The 19948-nt window shown below is 46.1% G+C and carries 21 protein-coding genes; 14 read left to right on the top strand and 7 right to left on the bottom strand.

The genetic code is table 11. The annotated features are described in order from the left end of the window. Positions 1-270: 270 nt before the first annotated feature. The gene (locus J7623_RS11570) at positions 271-3612 is read right to left on the bottom strand and encodes a carboxypeptidase regulatory-like domain-containing protein (protein WP_291920354.1); all 3342 of its coding nucleotides are present in this window, start codon (positions 3610-3612) and stop codon (positions 271-273) included. A 123-nt stretch (positions 3613-3735) separates the two neighbouring features. Next, positions 3736-5016 carry a UDP-N-acetylmuramoyl-tripeptide--D-alanyl-D-alanine ligase gene (murF, locus tag J7623_RS11575; RefSeq protein WP_291920356.1) on the bottom strand — a complete coding sequence of 427 codons (1281 nt, stop codon included), beginning with the start codon at positions 5014-5016 and terminating at the stop codon, positions 3736-3738. Between the two features lie 124 nt (positions 5017-5140). Between murF and J7623_RS11580 the strand changes: the two genes are divergently transcribed. From J7623_RS11580 to apaG, 5 genes are all read left to right on the top strand, one after another. After that, complete coding sequence (locus J7623_RS11580) at positions 5141-5512, top strand: hypothetical protein (RefSeq protein ID WP_291920358.1); 372 nt, start codon at positions 5141-5143, stop codon at positions 5510-5512. 16 nt (positions 5513-5528) lie between these two features. Beyond that, positions 5529-6077 (top strand): YceI family protein, encoded by a 549-nt coding sequence (locus J7623_RS11585; protein ID WP_291920360.1) that lies wholly within the window; start codon positions 5529-5531, stop codon positions 6075-6077. Between the two features lie 9 nt (positions 6078-6086). Further along, positions 6087-7031 carry a DUF5777 family beta-barrel protein gene (locus tag J7623_RS11590; protein WP_291920362.1) on the top strand — a complete coding sequence of 315 codons (945 nt, stop codon included), beginning with the start codon at positions 6087-6089 and terminating at the stop codon, positions 7029-7031. Further along, positions 7019-7345, top strand: a complete 327-nt coding sequence (locus J7623_RS11595; protein ID WP_291920364.1) for a DUF4157 domain-containing protein — start codon at positions 7019-7021, stop codon at positions 7343-7345. Before J7623_RS11590 ends, J7623_RS11595 begins: the two co-directional genes overlap by 13 nt. 83 nt (positions 7346-7428) lie before the next feature. Continuing rightward, entirely contained in the window at positions 7429-7815 is a 387-nt protein-coding gene (gene apaG / locus J7623_RS11600) for a Co2+/Mg2+ efflux protein ApaG (RefSeq protein ID WP_106526994.1), read from the top strand. A gap of 26 nt (positions 7816-7841) precedes the next feature. Here the strand turns inward: apaG and J7623_RS11605 are convergent, their stop codons facing one another. Next, a complete protein-coding gene (locus tag J7623_RS11605; protein WP_291920370.1) occupies positions 7842-8879 on the bottom strand; it encodes a hypothetical protein in 1038 nt (345 codons plus the stop codon). Positions 8880-8953: 74 nt separating this feature from the next. Here J7623_RS11605 and J7623_RS11610 point away from each other — a divergent pair, with 74 nt between their 5' ends. From J7623_RS11610 to J7623_RS11635, 6 genes are all read left to right on the top strand, one after another. Beyond that, positions 8954-9640, top strand: coding sequence for a porin family protein (locus tag J7623_RS11610; RefSeq protein WP_291920371.1), 687 nt, complete (start codon positions 8954-8956; stop codon positions 9638-9640). Between the two features lie 85 nt (positions 9641-9725). Beyond that, a complete protein-coding gene (locus J7623_RS11615; protein ID WP_291920373.1) occupies positions 9726-11393 on the top strand; it encodes an NAD+ synthase in 1668 nt (555 codons plus the stop codon). 139 nt (positions 11394-11532) lie between these two features. Next, a complete protein-coding gene (gene serS / locus J7623_RS11620; RefSeq protein WP_291920375.1) occupies positions 11533-12801 on the top strand; it encodes a serine--tRNA ligase in 1269 nt (422 codons plus the stop codon). 124 nt (positions 12802-12925) lie between these two features. Beyond that, positions 12926-13474, top strand: a complete 549-nt coding sequence (locus tag J7623_RS11625) for a GNAT family protein (RefSeq protein ID WP_291920377.1) — start codon at positions 12926-12928, stop codon at positions 13472-13474. Positions 13475-13517: 43 nt separating this feature from the next. Further along, complete coding sequence (locus tag J7623_RS11630; RefSeq protein ID WP_291920378.1) at positions 13518-14603, top strand: HesA/MoeB/ThiF family protein; 1086 nt, start codon at positions 13518-13520, stop codon at positions 14601-14603. A 2-nt stretch (positions 14604-14605) separates the two neighbouring features. Beyond that, positions 14606-15349: a sulfite exporter TauE/SafE family protein gene (locus J7623_RS11635; protein WP_291920380.1), complete on the top strand. Its 744-nt coding sequence runs from the start codon at positions 14606-14608 to the stop codon at positions 15347-15349. Between the two features lies 1 nt (position 15350). Here J7623_RS11635 and moaA read toward each other — a convergent pair whose 3' ends face one another. Further along, a complete protein-coding gene (gene moaA, locus J7623_RS11640) occupies positions 15351-16322 on the bottom strand; it encodes a GTP 3',8-cyclase MoaA (RefSeq protein ID WP_291920382.1) in 972 nt (323 codons plus the stop codon). A gap of 5 nt (positions 16323-16327) precedes the next feature. Continuing rightward, complete coding sequence (locus J7623_RS11645) at positions 16328-16699, bottom strand: hypothetical protein (RefSeq protein WP_291920384.1); 372 nt, start codon at positions 16697-16699, stop codon at positions 16328-16330. Between the two features lie 80 nt (positions 16700-16779). Here J7623_RS11645 and J7623_RS11650 point away from each other — a divergent pair, with 80 nt between their 5' ends. Next, positions 16780-17013, top strand: coding sequence for a MoaD/ThiS family protein (locus tag J7623_RS11650; RefSeq protein ID WP_291920386.1), 234 nt, complete (start codon positions 16780-16782; stop codon positions 17011-17013). 47 nt (positions 17014-17060) lie between these two features. Beyond that, positions 17061-17465, top strand: a complete 405-nt coding sequence (locus tag J7623_RS11655; RefSeq protein WP_291920388.1) for a molybdenum cofactor biosynthesis protein MoaE — start codon at positions 17061-17063, stop codon at positions 17463-17465. A gap of 67 nt (positions 17466-17532) precedes the next feature. Here the strand turns inward: J7623_RS11655 and J7623_RS11660 are convergent, their stop codons facing one another. Together J7623_RS11660 and moaC are read right to left on the bottom strand one after the other, a co-directional pair. Next, complete coding sequence (locus J7623_RS11660; RefSeq protein WP_291920390.1) at positions 17533-18129, bottom strand: NTP transferase domain-containing protein; 597 nt, start codon at positions 18127-18129, stop codon at positions 17533-17535. After that, positions 18113-18598, bottom strand: a complete 486-nt coding sequence (gene moaC / locus J7623_RS11665) for a cyclic pyranopterin monophosphate synthase MoaC (protein ID WP_291920392.1) — start codon at positions 18596-18598, stop codon at positions 18113-18115. The genes J7623_RS11660 and moaC overlap by 17 nt, the downstream gene beginning before the upstream one ends. Positions 18599-18645: 47 nt before the next feature. Here moaC and J7623_RS11670 point away from each other — a divergent pair, with 47 nt between their 5' ends. Further along, the gene (locus J7623_RS11670) at positions 18646-19854 is read left to right on the top strand and encodes a molybdopterin molybdotransferase MoeA (protein WP_291920394.1); all 1209 of its coding nucleotides are present in this window, start codon (positions 18646-18648) and stop codon (positions 19852-19854) included. Positions 19855-19948: the final 94 nt, after the last annotated feature.

Genomic DNA, 19948 nt, shown 5'->3' on the forward strand with positions numbered 1-19948 from the left:
GTGATTTGATTCCAATTATTGCTTCATAAGAGAGAGGGATAGTACAGATGCTATGCTTATTGGTCAATGCTATAAACGCTCAGGGTATCGAACAAATTGTAAGAAGTATATTTTTATTTCGGGAGTCAGGTAGAAGATATGTCACGTGAATGTTCTTGCTTGTTGATCCGATGTCTCGCTTGTTGTAAAGGAAAATGTCATGTTTATTTGCATAAAAAAGAAAAGTCCGGATCATGATCCGGACTTTTCTTTTTTATGTATGCTCTTTTATTAGTTGAACAGGTATTTAATACCGATCTGACCTTGCCAACGGGAAATGGTGTTGGTATTATCTTTCCAGGAATTAGTAACCGGAATCTGGTTATTAGCATCCAGGTAAGGGAAAGAGTATGCAGCAGCATGTGTTGCAGCGCCGCTTGGATCTCTGTACAACCCTTCGTACTTCAGGAAAGAAGGTGAATTAGGCATTTTGGAAATACCCCAGTTCTTGTTCAGGAAGTTACCAAAGTTGATAATATCAAAGCTGATACGGATAGTGTGTTTGTTTCTTTCTTTACCGCTATACACAAAAATATCCTGTGTAATATTCACGTCCATTCTTTTAGCGAAAGGTAATACTACGGCATTACGCTCTGCATATTCGCCACGATGGCTGCTCAGGTAAGCATCTTGTTTGATGTAGTTGTCTACCTGGTTCCAGATAATAGCCGCAGTGCGTTTATCTGCATTGGTGGCAGGATTATAGGTTTTATCGCCATAGCCTACAGGCACCAGCTTGATTTCACTGGCGTTTCTTGGAATGTAGATCAGGTCGTTGTTACCACCGGAACCATCATTGTTTACATCTCCGCTATAAGTATAGGAAGTATTGCTGTACAAACCGTTTACGCTAGGTGCTGCTTCGTAAATCATACCAACGGAGGTAGCAAAATGTTTAGCCCAGGTAAAGCGGTAAGAAGCTGCTGCTATTACACGGTGCGGCATATAGTAGTTGGAATAACCCAATACATTGGCGTTAGGGTCTCCTTGTACCGGACGATCGCGCCAGTTACTCTGTGCAATAGTACCACCATCATTTACGCTGCGTGATTTGCTATAAGTATAGGCAGCGCTCAGGTAAAGGTTATTCACGTTTCTCTGGAACTGTATAGTGGCAAAATAAGAGTAGCCTTTGTTGGTGTTACGCATCAGGATAGCGTCGCTGATATTTGGGTTGCCGAGGCTGGTACCAGCGCCATATATTTTACTGCTGCTGTAGCGGGTACGGTTGTCAGGGGTGCTATCCAGCTGGAATCCTGTTGTTGGCAGGTTTACGTTCTGGAAGTATACCGCGTTGATATCTTTGGAGTAGTTGGCTTCCAAGGTACCAATGATGCCCCATGGCAACTGACGGTCAATGGCCAGGGTTACTTTCATTACCTGTGGATATTTAAAGTTCCTATCGGTAACGGCTATATTATATTGTTTAGACAGGTTCCCGGAATTATCCCTGTAAGTATCTGGATTAGGATTGAACGGAAAATTACTGATAGGAGAGTTATCACTGTTGGCTACCACAAATGATCCAAACTGTACTCCATTGTTAGCCGCCTGGTTGCTGATCCACACCGCCGGAGGAGGACCTGCAAATAAGCCGGCACCACCACGTAACTGTGTTTTACCATCATGCGTGATATCCCAGTTGAATCCAATTCTAGGTGAAATCAGCGGCGTAGTTTTAGGCGCCTGACCCACATCCAGTCTTACTCCATCTCTGAAATTGGTTAAAGTAGTCAGGGAGTCATTTTTGTCAAATGTGCTGCCTATAACTGGTAAGTCTATACGAACACCGTAAGTAAGGGTGAAGTAGTTGCTTGCACTCCATTTATCCTGTATAAATGCACCCAACTCCAGCATATTGATTTTTGCATATGGGAAGGATTTGTCTTTGGTGGTAGCATAGGATAAAGCATAACGGATCGCAGTAGAGCTGTTATTATTAACGCTCGCATAGAAATCCTGCAGGGTATTGAAACGGTAGTTACCATTGTAGTTAGGCGCAAAACCGTTCAGGAATGTTTTATAATAGTTTTGAGTACCAATGGTAATTTCATGTTTGCCCTTATACATGGTATAGATATCGGACAACTGGTATACATTGGTATTGAGCTTATTATTGTAGGTAAATGGTTCATAACCGAAGGCAGTATAACTGCCGCCTTGTCCGTTCATGATATCCACCAGCGGGAAATTACCCTGGGAAAGCGCAGCTCTGTAATCACGCATTGCAGAGAATCCTACCTGGAATTTATTGGAGGCACGGTTACCGATACGGGTATTTAATTCCGCAATAAAGATGTTGAAATCGTTATGAATGGTGTAACCGCTACCGCTGAAAGGCAGACCAGTAGCACTGGGCTGACGGCCAACACTGGAAGGGCCGGGAGCACCACTGTTGCTGGCGGCAATATCCCTGAGTGATTTCAGGTAGCTGTATTTGAAGGTAAACGTGTTACGATCATTTACGTTCCAGTCTACTTTAAAGGTAACCTTGTCGCTTTGTGTACGATAGGTATAGTCCTGGTAGTCGCCCGGGTTGTAGCCGAATTTACTGATCAGGAATTGTTTCAGGGCATCCAGGGTATCTGCAACTGCGGCAGACACGTTACCACCGGATACACCACCAGGTTTGTTGGCAACAAGGCTGGTAGCCGGGGCTTTAATTCTTTCCTGTTCAGCACTTACGAAGAAGAACAGTTTGTTGGGAATGAAAGCGCCACCAACAGAAAAGCCGCGCATGTTGTAGTTGAAGTTCGGTTTAGGAACGGTAACGGTACCTACTTTCCGGCCCTGCAAACCAGGTGTCTGGATGTAGGTATAGGCAGATCCTTTAAAGGTATTGGTTCCACTCTTGGTAACGCTGTTGATACCGGCGCCGGAAAAGCCGCCTTGTCTTACGTCATAAGGGGATACGTTCACCTGGATTTGCTCCAGCGCTTCGAGGCTGATAGGCTGAGACGAAGTCTGGGAGCCCAGTGTAGCCTGTAAGCCGAAAGAGTTGTTGAAATTGGCACCATCCACCGTGATGTTGTTTAACTGGTTACTTCTACCTCCAATATTCAAACCATTGGCAGAAGGTGTCAGCCTGGTGAAGTCCTGCATAGACCGGCTCACAGTAGGCAGCCTGTCCATTTGTGCACGGGTAATTACTTCCTGGCTACCAGTACGGGCTTTGTTGATTACTTTGTTTTGTGCAACAGAAGTCACCACTATTTCTGTTAAGGTGCTGGTACTGGGTTGCAGCGTTACATCTGCTTTGTATTCCTGACCCAGCGACAAGGTGATGTTTTCCCGTTTTTCATCTTTAAAACCGATGTAAGAAACGGTCAGGGTGTAGGGACCACCCACACGGAGGTTGGGTAAATTAAAACGACCATCTTTACGAGACACTGTGTTGTATTTCGTGCCGGTAGGAAGATGGGTGGCCACAATGCTGGCTCCAGGTACGGGGCCCTCTTTACTACCAATTGTTCCCGCAATATCGGCGGTAGTTTCCTGGGCAAACAGGGCGTTAGGCAATACCAGTACGCAACAGAGCATACAAATGAGGTAACACCAGATTTTTTTGTGCATGCGATTCAGATTTTGGGCAAAGTTCAAATGACAGATTTAAGTATTAAAATTAATACAATTATAAAATCGTTAACAAATTTTTTGAACTATTCGTGTCTAGTGTCGCATGACAGGAAGGCCGGGCTATGCCAGCACCTTTTCCATACCCGTACTCCTGGAACCTTTGATCAATATATGCGTATGTTGAAATTGTTGCTGCTGCAGCCACTTCCCGGCTTCTGTGGAATTTTCCAGGAAGATATAAGGGTGATTTACTTTCTTAAAATCTCCGCCTACCAATACCACGGCGTCCCAGTGTGTGCGTTCCAGTAACTGAACGAGATCGGTATGTTCTTTTACACTGTCTGTTCCTAATTCCATCATAGCGCCCAGCAACAACACTTTTTTATCGGCTTGTATGCCGGCAAAGTTTTCGATGGCGGCTTTCATGCTCGATGGGTTAGCATTGTAAGCATCCATGATGATGGTATTGGTACCTTGCTGTATCACCTGGGAACGGTTATTGGACGGGGTATAGTGGGCAATGGCGGGGGCAATATCTTTTTCCGGTACGCCGAAATGAGTGGCTACGGCTACTGCTGCCATCACATTCGGGAAGTTATAAGCGCCTACCAGCTGGGTTTGTATAAATCCTACCTGGCTATCGCCTCTTACTTCCACGGCCAGGAAAGCACTGTCCGCGATGGCTTCACCTACAAAATCGGCTTCTTTGCTGCCATAGGTAATGATATGAGGAATACCCGTAGCCATTTCCACCAGGTAGCCGTAGTCGTTACATACGAACACGGTGCCGTTATTGGCACGTAAAAAGTCGTAGAGTTCTCCCTTGGCTTTCTTTACCCCTTCTTCGCTGCCAAAGCCTTCCAGGTGGGCTTTCCCAATGTTGGTAATGATACCGTGTGTAGGCAATGCTATTTTACAGTAACCGGCAATTTCCAGCTGGTGGTTAGCTCCCATTTCAATTACGGCGATTTCCACATCCGGCTGTATACTTAAAATAGTAAGGGGTACGCCAATATGATTATTGAGATTGCCAACGGTGGCATAAGTTTTCTTTCCGGCAGATAAAGCGGCATTAACCAGTTCTTTCGTAGTGGTTTTACCGTTAGTACCGGTAATGGCGAGGAACGGAATATTCAACTGTTGGCGATGCCGTAAGGCCAGCTGCTGCAGGGCAGTGAGGGCATCTTCTACCAGCATCATTTTTTCGGGAACCGTGAAATAAGCAGCTTCATCTACCACGGCAAAGGCAGCTCCCATTTCAAGGGCTTGGGCTGCAAATTCGTTACCATTGAAGTTACCTCCTTTCAGCGCAAAGAAAATATCGTTGGCTTTCAGTTTACGGGTATCCGTTTGTACCGAGCGGTGCTGCTCATAGATGCTGTATAGTTGTTCAATATTCACGGTCAAGTCTTATTTAGTGCAAAAATAAGTGGTTAATCATGTAATATAGCAGAATTTTATCTGCCGCATAAAGCAACCAATTTAAATACTATCCCGTATACCGAGTTAAATGATAGAAAAACCTATGACACGTATAGCACCTTTCTTATTGATTTGCCTGGTGTTTGCTGCTTGTAAAAATGAGCAGGCACCTCCACCCGTAAGCGGTGGTATTAATTGTGATGCCGCTAAAATCACCACCTCCTACGTATTAGGCGTGGTACAGGCTAATTGCACCAGCCGGAATTGTCATCCGGGTGGCAGCTCCCCGGTGGTGGCCGATTTCTCCACCGCCGACAAACTAAAAGGATATATCAACACGCACCGCTCAACGTTCGACCTGCGTGTGACCGGCCCTCAGGCCGATATGCCACAGTCGATGGGATTCCCGGCACTATCGCAGGGGATGAAAGACTCCATAGCCTGCTGGATTGCACACGGACTTCCGGATCAATAACTTTAAAAAGAATCGCATGAAACATTGGTTGCTTTTTATATGCGCGTGGCTGTGGGCATCTGGCGCCGTTGCCCAGGATGTGTATACCTGTAAAAATGCACGGCTATCTTTTTTTTCCTCCTCCCCCCTGGAAGACATTGAAGCAAAAACAGATAAAGGGGCGGCTGCCATCAACCTGAAAACAAAAGATATTTTCTTTAAAGTGCCTATCAGCAGCTTTCAGTTCAAAAAAAAGCTGATGCAGGATCACTTCAATGAAAACTATATGGAAAGTGATAAATATCCCTTTGCGGAATTCAAAGGCAAAATCAATGAATCGCCGGAATTCAATAAAGACGGTACTTATCCGGTTACGGTAACGGGCACACTAAATATTCATGGAGTGGAGAAAACATATACGGCAAAAGGTACAATGGTTACTAAAGGTAGCACCATTACCGTTACCTCTAACTTCAATGTACGTGTAGCTGATCACGGTATTAAGATTCCATCTTTAGTTGTACAAAATGTGGCAGAAGTAGTAGCCGTAACGGTGAATGCCATTTACACTCCTTACAGTAAATAAGTTTTTTCTATGAAAATAATCTCCATCATATTTTTAGGCTGCATCATCAGTTGGCAGGCATCCGCTCAGGGTAGCCTCGACAAGCTCTTCGACTCTACCGGCGTTACCCATACCAAAGTACGGGACACGTACAAATCTACCCGCATTGTACAGGGACAATCTACCGAAATGCTCCGCAAGCATGAGCTGGACTTCCGCGTGGCACACCGTTTCGGCGATGCTGGTGGTGAATTCGGTGGCACCAAAACGTTTTTCGGTACCGATAATTCTACGGATATCCGCATCGCTTTTGAATATGGCATCAGCGATAACCTCATGGTAGGTATCAGCAGAAGCAAAGGCAGCGGGGACTTACAGCAATTATATGAAGGGCTGGTGAAGTACCGGTTTTTGCAACAAACAACAGATAATCATATACCGGTGTCACTGGCGGTATTTGGTAATATGGTCATCAGTGGAATGCCATCTAATACAGACATTACGTCTGCTGCACACTTCTCAGATGGGTCAGACCGTTTGATGTATGTAGCGCAGGCGCTGGTATCCCGGAAGTTTGCCGACCGGTTATCGCTTACGCTGATGCCTACTTACGTACATCGCAACCATGTGAGCTACCTGGATATGAATAATATGTTTGCGCTGGGAGCTGCAGGCCGCCTGAAGCTCAGCAAGCGACTGGGTTTGCTGGCAGAGTATTATTATCCGTTCCGGACCGCTGAAAGCAAAGACTACTTTAAATCCAAAGGCACCACCTTTTACAACCCGCTGGGGCTGGGCCTGGAAATTGAAACCGGTGGCCACGTATTCAGTGTTACCTTTACCAACTCCACTGCTATCCTGGAAAACCAGTTTATTCCCGCTACTACCACTTCCTGGCTACAGGGACAATTCCGCTGGGGATTCAATATTTCCCGTAGATTTACGTTATTCGGGAAGAAAGATTGGAAAAAATAAGATGTCGTATACATGAAAATTCCTGGTTAGCCAAAATTGCAGCCCGCTCTATGCGGGTGCAGTCTGTAGCCATGGTCCTGGGACGCACCATCCATCTATATGGAGCGTCCCGGGAACGCTTTTTGTCAGATGTTTCGTGGATGAGACACGAAGCTTGTCATGTGAAGCAGTACCAGCAATTAGGCTTTTATGGTTTTTTGTGGAAATATCTGGCACAATACCTGCGTAACGGCTATTATAACAACGAGTTGGAAGTGGCGGCAAGGGCTTCGGAAGGAGATCCCGACATACTCAACGATATTGAAATAGTTTAAAGAATCGTTAAAGTAGGGGTTCTGGTATATTTTTTCCAGCCACTGGTTTTATTTTTCTTATTTTTACGTTAAAGGTTGATTTTATGGTTAAGAAGGTAACAGAGGGCATCACCATCAGCGTGGAAACATTCTACCAGCCGGATTATTCTAATCCTATTGGAAGCGAATTCATGTTTGCTTACCGTATTACCATCGAAAACAATAACACTTTCCCTATTAAACTGCTCCGCCGGCATTGGTATATCATCGATTCCAACGGAACACACCGTGAGGTGGAGGGCGAAGGTGTGGTGGGTGTACAACCATTGCTGGCCCCCGGTGAAACATACCAATACGTCTCGGGATCCAATCTTCGCACGGAGATCGGTAAGATGTACGGTACTTATCAAATGGAAAACCAACTGGATAAGAAGATACTGGAAGTTAAAATTCCGGAGTTCCAGATGGTAGTTCCATTCAAATTAAACTAGTTCCTGTCTTCGTTTAGCCTGTAAATCTATCTGGGCCTGTATTTTGAGGCTTTGAATAATTCCATTACATCTTTGGTTTCCATCAATTGCTGCAAGGTAACTTCCTTGTGATCTTCCATGTATTTTTTGACAATCTGCCATCCCACAAAATTGGCAATTTTACCAGGTGATCCTTCGGGCATCCCCTGCGTAGAAGGGCCGTCACCCGTAAAATGAGTGATCTGTTGCCAATCAGTGGAGTATACCAGGTTATTTTGTACAAAAAACTGCCAGATCATCTGCTCGTTGTCGCGGCACCAGTCCAGCTGACTTTTCGTATATCCAAGCTTGATAGTATCCGGTGTTTCCGGTAATACTTTATCCAGGAAATACTGTTGTTTACCAGCTTCCACGATCTGTTCGATGAGGTTACCGTTTTTCCGGGCAGGCGGATACATTTGTTGCTGGATCACCTGCATACAGTTCACCGCCACATATTGTGGCGTAAAGCGATGAATCATATAATCCGGGTAGTCGGGGATCATTGCGTAAGGTGGGAAGTCTTCTCCCATATACATATCCAGTCCGATACCTAGTATAGAATCTACTGTAATGGCACCATAATTGGCTATCCCGGAAATGAAGGTGACTACTTTAGGGGTACGAAACGATGGAATATAGTATTTGGTATACCGGAAACATTGTTCCAGCTCGGCTTTCAGCTTGTCGCCGTTACCATATTTAGCAGCTACCGCTTTTTCCAGCTGACGGAAATCCGGTGTGGTCAGGAAAAGATGTAATTGCTGTTGCACCGCCGCGCTGCTGTCGGAATAAGCGCCCAGATTCATGATATCCGTTACATACAGCGGCAGGAACACCGGGTAAGCGGCATGTAGCTTTGCCAGTCCGGGCTGCATCTGGTTGGTATCAATGGTAAATAACGCGGAATCGAAGCGCGACCAACTAACGGTCATGGGTATATGACTTACGTCTGGCGCTTTTTTGCCGGAATTACAGGCTGCAGTGCCTAACAGGGCCACGAAGCAACTTATCAGCAGGGTATATTTATTAATGTAACTTTGCATCGCTTTTAAAACTCATCTAAGGTAAAATTATTATTTACCTTGTATTATAAAAAATTACGAACTAGCATCAGACTATGAAGAAGATCATCATTTTGCTGACTATTATGGGTATAGCAAAGGCAGGTATGGCACAGGATGGCTATGGTACTTTCAGGAGTAAAGTAAAGCTGGGCTTTACAGTAAGTCCGCTGGTATCGATCCTGAAACCGCAGGAATCCGGTGTAAATCGCACTGCGGCCAAGGCAGGACTGAATTTCGGGCTGATGGCAGATTTCAACCTGAATGAAAAAGGCACCTATGCACTGTCGTCGGGCTTCCAGGTATTGCTGGCCGGCAGCAAACTCAAATATGATGCAGGAAAAGGACTTAACGATTATAAAGCCAACCCGGCGGAATATAATATGAAGCTCACCTACATTGAGGTTCCGGTAGCCCTGAAGTTGAAATCCAATACAGAACAGGAAGGGGTTGACTTCTGGGGTGAATTTGGTACCTACTTTGATTTTCCGGTAAGTGGCCGGGCTAACGTGGTTTCTATGGGCAATACCTACGACCGCGTAAATATATTACCGGAAATGAACCGGATCAATGTAGGAATGTTATTGGGTGCGGGGATAGAATATCCGCTGGGTAACAACCTGAAAGGCATGGCTGGTATTACTTACCAGAACGGGTTTGTAGATGTGACCCGTAATGCAAAATGGAACGACGGAAGGGTAAATATGAATAGCTTTGCACTCAGGTTAGGGGTGTTCTTTTAGCGGCCAGCCATGAGCTTTTAGCTATGGTATTCGCTTCAAAAGCTTTTAGCTTAATGCTTTCAGCTTTCTGTTTAAAAAAATATTTATGAAAATTATACTGGCACAACAGAATTATCATATCGGCAATTTTGAGAAAAATACAGCCAAAATCATCGAAGGTATTAATGCTGCCAAAGGGCAAGGTGCTGATCTGGTAGTGTTTTCCGAATTATGTGTTTGTGGATACCCTCCACGTGATTTCCTGGAATTTGAAGATTTTATTGCACAATGTCACCATGCTATTGATGTAATTAAAACACATACAAAAGATATCGCCGTATTAGTAGGTGCACCTGCCCACAACCCGCAGCGGGAAGGCAAGGACCTGTTTAATGCTGCCTGGTTTTTATATGAAGGAGAGATTAAGCAGGTAGTTCACAAAACACTGTTGCCTACTTACGATGTATTTGACGAATATCGCTACTTTGAGCCCGCCTACGAATGGAACATCATTCCTTTCAAAGGCAAAAAGCTGGCAGTAACAATTTGTGAAGATATCTGGAACCTGGGTGATAACCCGCTATACCGCATCTGTCCGATGGATCAGCTGATTGCACAGGAACCGGATGTGATGATTAACCTCTCTGCTTCTCCCTTTGATTATGAGCACGACGAAGATAGGAAGGCCATCATTCTTGCCAATGTATTAAAGTATAAGTTACCAATGCTATACTGTAATACCGTTGGTTCTCAGACGGAAATAGTATTTGACGGTGGGTCCCTTATCTATGATGGGAAAGGCAATATTGTAAAGCAGTTGCCTTACTTTGAGGAAGCTATGGGTGCTATTACGCTGGAAGAGCTGACAAACAGCCCGTTGCCGCCTGTGAAGCCCGGAGAAGAGGCTCCTTTAACTGAATTGTTGTTTGACCATAATATTGATCGCATTTATGATGCCCTTGTGATGGGTATCCGGGATTATTTTGGGAAGATGGGTTTTACCAGGGCGATCCTCGGATCTTCAGGCGGGATCGACAGCGCAGTTACCCTGGCTATTGCCTGCGATGCACTGGGTAAAGATAACGTTAGGGCTGTGCTGATGCCATCGCCCTACTCTACGGAACATTCTGTAGATGATGCCGTAGCCTTGTCAAAGAACCTGGGCAACCCTTATGATATCATTCGTATCAATAATATTTACGAAAGCTTCCTGACCACACTGGAACCGTATTTCAAGGGTTTACCATTTAACGTGGCAGAAGAAAATACGCAATCCCGTATCCGTGGTAACCTGCTGATGGGATTATCGAATAAATTTGGGTATATCCTGCTGAATACTTCTAATAAAAGTGAGCTGTCTACCGGTTATGGTACCTTATATGGAGATATGGCCGGAGGGTTATCTGTTTTAGGAGATGTGTACAAGATGCAGGTGTATTCACTGGCCCGGTATATTAACCGGCATAAGGAAATTATACCGGTGAATATTATTGACAAAGCACCATCCGCAGAGTTGCGTCCTGATCAGAAAGACAGCGACAGCTTACCGGATTACGCCATACTCGATAAAATCCTCTATCAGTACATAGAGCGCCGTCAGGGACCTAAAGAAATAGTAGCAAAGGGCTTTGACTCGGCATTGGTTTCGCGGGCCTTAAAAATGGTAAATACCAATGAATACAAGCGGAATCAATTCTGCCCCATTATCCGGGTATCTTCCAAAGCCTTTGGTGTAGGAAGAAGAATGCCGATAGTGGGTAAATATCTGAGCTGAACAAGCTGCCAGGCATTAGCTTTTAGCTTTTAGCAAATACAGCGGAGATTACATTATTTATTTGCTGCATTTGCTAAAAGCTAATGGCTAAAAGCTAAAAGCTATTTTTCTATCTTTGCTAAAATTTGAACAAAACCACATGTTACAAGTACCGTTTATACGTCAAAATAAAGAGTTTGTCTTAGAGCGTCTGGCCTTTAAAAACTTTAAAGACCTCGATGTAGTAGAAGAAGTGCTGGCACTGGACGACAAACGCAAGAAATTAACCCTTGAATACGATGATACACAGGCGCAGGTAAATAGCTTATCCAAAGAAATAGGTAAGCTGATGAGCCAGGGGAAAAAGGAAGAAGGAGAAGCACAACGCGCAGCAGTAGCCGCTTTGAAAGAACGTCTCGGACCGGTGAATGATGAACTGAATGCTACTGAGAAAGCATTGCATGATGCACTGGTAAAACTCCCGAACCTGCCGGCTGCGATGGTACCTGCCGGCAAAACTCCGGAGGAAAACGAGGAAGTGCGCAGTGGTGGTAAAATCCCCGACTTGTACGATGGTGCTGTTCCTCACTGGGACCTGGCTAAACAGTACGACCTGATTGACTTTGAGCTGGGTAATAAAATTACCGGCAGTGGTTTCCCGGTGTTCAAAAACAAGGGTGCCCGTTTGCAGCGTGCACTGATCCAATATTTCCTGGATTACAACACTACTAATGGGTATACCGAGTATGCACCGCCTTACCTGGTAAATGAAGCATCTGCCTATGGTACCGGTCAGTTGCCGGATAAAGAAGGCCAGATGTATCATGCCACAGAAGATAACTACTACCTCATTCCTACAGCAGAAGTACCGGTAACAAATATCTACCGTGATGAAATTGTAAAGGATACGGATCTGCCTATCAAGATGACGGCCTATACGCCTTGTTTCCGCCGTGAGGCAGGATCTTATGGTAAAGATGTACGTGGATTAAACCGGGTACACCAGTTTGATAAAGTAGAAATTGTACAGTTGGTGCATCCGGATAAGTCTTTCGAGGCGTTGGATGAAATGATTGCACATGTTGAAAACCTGCTGAATCAGCTGGAACTGCCTTATCGTATACTGCGTTTATGCGCAGGTGATATGAGCTTTACGTCTGCCATCACCTACGATTTTGAAGTATACAGCGCGGCGCAGCAGAAATGGCTGGAAGTAAGCTCTGTGAGCAACTTCGAAGCCTACCAGACGAACCGCATGAAAATACGTTTCAAAGAAAATAATGGCAAACCACAGTTGGTACATTCCCTGAACGGCAGCTCCCTGGCATTGCCGCGCATCCTGGCCTGCCTGCTGGAAAATAACCAGACTGCAGAAGGCATACAGGTACCCACTGCGCTGCAGAGCTATTATGGTAGCCATATGATATAAGGAATTACGAATTACAAATTACGAATTACGGATTTGTGTGAAGATAATAGCGGATCACGCGTTTACTATCTCCTTGCAAATCCGTAATTCATTATTAGTAATGCTTGCTCAAAGCACCCGTTTTATGAAACATTTCCTGCCCAACGGCGATGAACTCATCATTCGTCCTCCCGAAATCAATGATGCCGCCGCTTTGCTAGCCAGCTTTCAGCGCCTGACGGCGGAAACGGATAACCTGCTTTTTACCCACTCCGAATCGTTGGAGCTGGATATCCGCTCTGAAGAAGATTACATTCATTCCTATCTTGATAATCCGCACCAGTTACTGCTGGTAGCTACCGTTAAAGGTCGCATTATAGGCTCTATTAATGTGAATCACAGTGGTTTGCATAAGAAAGCTCATACGGCCGAAATGGGCATTGCTGTGGAGCGCCCCTGGCAAAATATGGGCATCGGTCGCCGGTTGATCACGGCTATGTTACGTTGGGCCGAAGGACGCCCCGGACTGGCCATGATTTATCTCCATGTTTTTTCACCGAATGAAAAAGCCATGCAATTGTACCGCAACTTTGGTTTCCAGGAGTGCGGACGTCAGCCAGCGGCAATTTTGCTGAAGAATGGGGCCTATGCCGACCTGGTGACGATGTTCCTCCAAATAAAACCATTACCGTAATTTCCCCCGAATACGATTAATTTTAACGTCTAAATGATTCAGCATGGACCGATATGACCGTCAGACCCGTTTGGAAGGATTTGGACCACAGAAACAGGCATTACTGCAACAGGCGAAAGTACTCGTAATCGGCGCCGGTGGCCTCGGCGTACCGGTATTGCAATACCTCACCGCCATGGGTGTGGGAACTATCGGAATAGTGGAGCACGATACGGTGAATGTAACCAACCTGCAGCGGCAGGTACTGTATACTACCGCCGACCAGGGTGCATCTAAAGTACAGACAGCCGCTACCCGCCTGCAGCAACTGAATCCCGAAGTAAAACATATTGTACATGATACCTGGCTCACAACGGATAATGCGTTGGACTTGTTCCGCGCCTATGATGTAATAGTGGATTGCTCCGATAACTTTGGTACCCGCTATCTTGTGAATGATGCCTGCGTAATTACCGGCAAACCGCTGGTGTATGGTGCTATCTACAAGTACGAAGGACAGGTGAGCGTGTTTAACTACCAGGAGGGCGCTACCTATCGCTGCATTTTCCCGGAAGCGCCGGAAAGCGGGGAAATGCTGAATTGTAATGACATCGGTGTGCTGGGTGTGCTACCCGGGCTCATTGGCTGTTACCAGGCCAACGAAACTGTGAAAGTGATTACCGGCATCGGTACGCCGCTGCGTAATCAACTGCTGACAATAGATACCTTGCATAATACCCAAATGGTGTTTAATATTACACCGATAGCGGCCAATCGTCAACTGACTACGCTGCAACACAATTATCAACAAACGGTTTGCGAAATGAATAGTGTACAGTCCTTATCAGTAGAGCAATTAGCGGAATGGCTGCAGAAAGATACCCGCTTTATGTTGCTGGATGTGCGGGAAGATGATGAATGGGAAATCTGTCATATTTCACAATCCGTGCATATCCCGATGGGGCGTGTATTACAGCAAACGGCCGCTTTGCCGGCCGATGCGCCGATTGCGGTGCTTTGTCACCACGGCATGCGTAGCCGCGCCGTAGCGCAACGTTTAACAGACCTGGGCTTCAACCAGGTATACAATGTAGAAGGCGGTATCCATGCCTGGGCTTGTGCCATTGATGACCAGATGCAAACCTATTAACTGTGATCACAGAACTCTGTTTACTTTTTTTCCTGGTGGCGCTGGCCTATTCGGCAGCCGGCTTTGGTGGTGGTTCCAGCTACCTGGCTATCCTGGCGTTGTGGAGCGTGGATTTTCAACTGATGAAATCCACAGCACTGCTATGTAATGTGGCAGTAGTGATTGGCGGGGTGTATCATTTTTACAGAAGCGGACATCTGCCGCTGAAGAAAGCGTGGCAGTTGTCGTTGGTGAGTGTCCCGCTGGCTTTCCTGGGTAGTTATTTGCCTATGAAGCAGGCCACTTTCTTCCTGGTGCTGGGCATTGCACTCACGCTGGCTGCACTGGTGATGTGTTACCGGTTGTTTTTTGAAAAAGAGGAACCGATTATTCCTGCTGATAAAGACAAAGGCATGGCCTATGGGATTATTGGTGGTGTCATTGGTTTGTTATCCGGTATGACAGGTATTGGCGGCGGTATTTACTTATCGCCTGTACTGCGTTTGGGCAAGTATGATACCGCTAAAAATATTGCCGGGTTAAGCAGCTTTTTTATCCTGGTGAACTCTGTTGCCGGTTTAGCCGGACAAGCCGCCAAACATGCGATTGTGTTTGACTGGAAATTCACAGGACCTTTGCTGCTGGCGGTAATTGCCGGCGGACAAATAGGCGCGCTGCTTAGTGCGAAAATATTGAAACCAAGATGGGTGGCGGGTGCTACGGCGATTTTAATTTTATATGCAGGCGTGAGAATGTTGATTAAATAAGTTAACCTCCTATTACAGACATACTCTCCATATTTTTTTCGGTATGATGCCGTGCTGCTTCGAATCCATCTGCAAACCGGCCATGGATGGCATTTTGTATCGCGGGTAGTACTTGTGAGATATCGTGCTGCAGCAGCTCCTTTACATGCAATACGTCGTTGCCATAGAGGCAGGTTTTTACACTACCGGTAGCGGATATACGAAGTCGGTTGCAGGTGCCGCAAAACGTACGACTATAAGCGGGAATCACGCCAATGGTGCCTTTGTGCCCGGGGATGCTGTAGTTGAGTGAAGTGGCGTGTGGGGCGTCATTAATTTTCTGTAGCGTATATACGTCACTGATAGTATCCAATATTTTATGATAGTTCCACGTGATGCCGGAAAAGCTATGTCCCTGGCCATTGAAGGGCATTTCTTCTATAAACCTGACAGACAGTGCATTGTCGCGGGTGAGCGCCGTGAACGCGGTTAGTTCATCGGTATTTACGTTCTCCATTACCACGGCATTTATTTTTACATGCATATGGTGCAGCAGTAAACTATGGAGTGTATCCATGACCGTAGTAAAGCGGTTGCGCCGGGTAATTTGTGTGAAACGCGCTGCCTGCAAGGTATCCAGGCTCAGGTTGATATTGGTAATGCCCAGTTGCTGCAATGCCGGAATAAAGGGTTGCGTGAGCACGCCATTGGTAGTAATGGCAATTTCCCGGATGCCTGGTATGGACTTTATTTTTTCCAGCAGCGTCATCAAACCTGGTCGAAGGAAAGGTTCGCCGCCGGTAATTCTTACTTTGGAAATGCCCGCTGCGGCAAGTATTTGCAACAGGGAAATGATCTCCTGGTCTGTTAACAGGGATGCCCGCTGCACAAAACGCATGTTCTCCGGCATACAGTAAGTGCAGCGGAGGTTGCACCGGTCTGTTACCGATAGCCTGACGTAATCAATAGTGCGATGATGGGCATCTGTGAGCATTTCTATCAGCAATTTTGGCCAGCCATTGGGTTATCGAACGACTGACTTTCGTCTTCGTCTCTTTCAGTGAGGCATTTGAAATCTTTTTCTACCAGTATTTTCAGTTCTGATCCGTCGGTGTTGGGCAGTATCAGCTCAAATCCTACCTGCTCCGGGGCATACCATTCAGTAAGACGGGTGTTGGGCAATAACAGGTGCACGCCATCATGTTCCAGCTTAATCACCGGATCCGTGATATCTTTTCCGCGAACACAAAAATGCAGGGTACCAGCACCTATGTGGGTGATAGATTCCACTTTACCGGTTGTTTCCAGTAGTTCTACATCTGTCTTATCCAGGCGATACCTGATGCTATTGCCTCTTAACCGTATTTTCATAAAAAATGATTTAAGCCCCGGTATTAAAATTACTACTTTATCGGGGCTATATTGTAGTTTTAACCAACAATTTAACGACTATGGGGATATTATTGTTTGGAGCAGCAAAGGATATTGCCGGGGTACCGGTATTGGAAAAACCCGCACATGTCAATAACGTAGGGGCGTTGAAGGCCTGGCTCTATGAAGTATACCCTTCCCTGCAACAGTTGAAATCTATGATGATAGCAGTCAATCGCAGTTATGCCGTTGATATGCAGGCCCTCAGCGACCAGGATGAAATAGCCGTGATTCCGCCGGTAAGCGGCGGTTGAGGCGATGATGACGGGTAAAAATAGTTTGTAGTTTTAGCAGCGAAAAAATGGAAGTATTAGTTAATATCAAAGAAGTGATTACCGTGCAGGAAGCACTGGATTTTATACAGTCGCCGGAATGTGGCGGCCAGGTTATCTTTAGCGGTACAGTACGGAATCACACACAGCAAAGAGCGGTGCTGAAACTGTTTTATGAATGTTATGAAGCAATGGCCATTTCCGAAATGGAAAAAATTGCCGCGCAGGTCAAAGAAAAGTGGCCTATACAGAAACTGGCTATGCTGCATGCGGTGGGAGACAAATACCCTGGGGACATTGCAGTGGTGATAGCCGTAGCGTCTGCGCATCGTGGTATTGCCTTTGATGCCTGTGAATATGTAATAGATACCTTGAAAGAAACAGTACCTATCTGGAAAAAAGAGTTTTTTGCAGACGGAGAAATCGGCGTATAAGCGGAAATACGCGCCGGACGCGATGTTTCGACTAAATACGTTCCTGCATAAAAAGGATCCTGTCTCCCTACAATCCCAAATTTAAAAATACAGTGGCTTTTTCCTCCGGGGTATTGGCATTGAATTGCTCGGTGGCATAAGGATTTTCCAGCAGGGCAATATCCGTGTTCAGCATGGTTTTGCGCGGACAGTTTTTGCCGGCGGCTACATTCTGCTCCAGGAGTGCTAACCCGGCAGGTTCCCATATGGCTATTAATGGCTCCGGTAGCTGGTTAAACGGGCTTACAAAAGTAGTGGCCGCCTTACCGGTATCCCTCGACTGTAGCAATAATTCCAGGCTTTGCCGGCTGATCAGTGGCAGGTCGCAGGCAATTACCAGCCAGGCAGTGTTGGGCTGTAACGCATGTGCGCTGAGTAACCCGGCAGAAGGACCGCCATAGGATACACTATCGGGTATGAGATGAGCATAAGCGTTAAAATTCGTTCGTTGTTCTTCTCTGCAGGAAATATATACTTCAGGTAGTAATGATTGTAGCAGGTGGACCAAATATTGCCATTGCGGCATGCCGTGATAGGCAATGCTGCTTTTATCTTCCTGCATGCGGGTGCTAAACCCACCGCAGAGTACCAGTCCTTTTAAGGGAGCATTATCTTGTATAGTCATGTTTGCCGCCTGTTTTGCTGATCAGTTTGGTTTCCCGTATTACCATCTCCTGTGTCAAAGCCTTGCACATATCATAAATCGTGAGTGCGGCTATACTAGCGCCGGTGAGGGCTTCCATTTCCACACCTGTTTTGCCGGTGGTTTTTACGGTACAACGGATCACAGCTTCGCTATCTTCCAGTTGTATGTTTACATCGCAGCCATCCAGCAGTAAGGTATGACAAAGCGGGATGAGCTCCGGAGTTTTTTTAGCCGCCATGATGCCTGCAATGATGGCGGTTTGAAATACGCCACCCTTGCGGGTTTGTATATCGTGTCCCTGGAATTGATCACGCACTACCTGCGGTAAAAAAACGCGACTCTCGGCAATGGCTATACGATAAGTATCCAGTTTGCCACTGATATCTACCATTGCGGGTTGACCGGTTTCGTTCAGGTGGGAAAAACCACCACTTGATTCATTGGACATAAAAGCATAAATTTAAAGCAATTCACCTTTTACAAAAGTAATTCAAAATGATGTTGACTGTTGCTGCTGCATTTAACGCCGTGATGCAAACTGTGCGGGACCTGGGTACGGAAACCGTACCTTTCGAATCCGCTACCGGCCGTATTTTGCGGGAGCCAATACTGGCCGACAGGCCTTTCCCGCCATTCGACCGGATTACGATGGATGGCATTGCTGTGAATTACGAAAGTTTTGCACGGGGGCAACATATTTTTGGCGTGGAAGATGTACAGGCAGCGGGTACACCGCAGTTGCAGCTTTCCAATACCGCTAACTGCATAGAAGTGATGACCGGCGCCATTTTGCCGGATATGACGGATACCGTCATTCCTTACGAACACCTCACAGCTTCCGAGCATGAAGGATTCCGGCGGTTCACTGTACATAAAGCGGTAAAAAAAGGACAGAACATTCATAGAATAGGATCAGACATCGCTACCGGTGCGGTACTCATTCCCACGGGTACGCTCATTGGCCCTGCTGAAGCGGGAGTGCTGGCCACTGTAGGGAAAACGAGGGTGAAGGTAAGTAAGCTACCCAGGGTGGTACTCATAGCCACCGGCAATGAGTTGGTGCCGGTACACGCTACGCCCGCATTGCACCAGGTGAGGATGTCTAACGTGTACAGTATGCTGGCTTCACTGGAACAGATGGGCATTAAAGCCCGTTATATACATCTGCCGGATGAAGAAGCCGCTATGAAAGACCAACTGCAGGCACTGCTGGCAGAAACAGATATCTGGATCAGCTCCGGAGCAGTGAGTGCCGGTAAATATGATTATCTCCCAACTGTATTGCAACAATTGGGCATGCAACAGGTATTTCATAAAGTACAACAGCGGCCCGGAAAGCCTTTCCTGTTCGGGCGCTTTAGCAATGGTCCGGTAGTGTTTGCCTTACCCGGTAATCCCGTATCGGGATTTATGTGTTTTTACCGGTATGTACAATCCTGGATAAACGCCGCTATGGGCGCCGCTTTGCCGGCACCCGCCTATGCACAGTTATCAGAAAAAGTGGTTTTTGATGCGGCATTGGAATATTATTTACCGGTAAAGCTGCAGTCATTGTCGGATGGCAGGATGATCGCTATTCCGCAGCCTTACCAGGGTTCCGGCGATCTGGCCAGTTTGTTAAAAGCGGATGCCTTTTTAACCCTGCCACTGGAAGACAATGTTTTTGAAAAAGGGAATAGTTATCAAGTGTGGAAATTTCGCTAAGCGGTTTTTCATCTCCAACAGTCAGGCATATACGTTAACACCGCAAATATTCCGCAGTAGCCGGTTTCCGTGCACATGCGCTCACCCGTTAAAC

Source organism: Chitinophaga sp. (assembly GCF_017745275.1).
In the GTDB taxonomy this organism is placed as follows: Bacteria; Bacteroidota; Bacteroidia; order Chitinophagales; family Chitinophagaceae; genus Chitinophaga.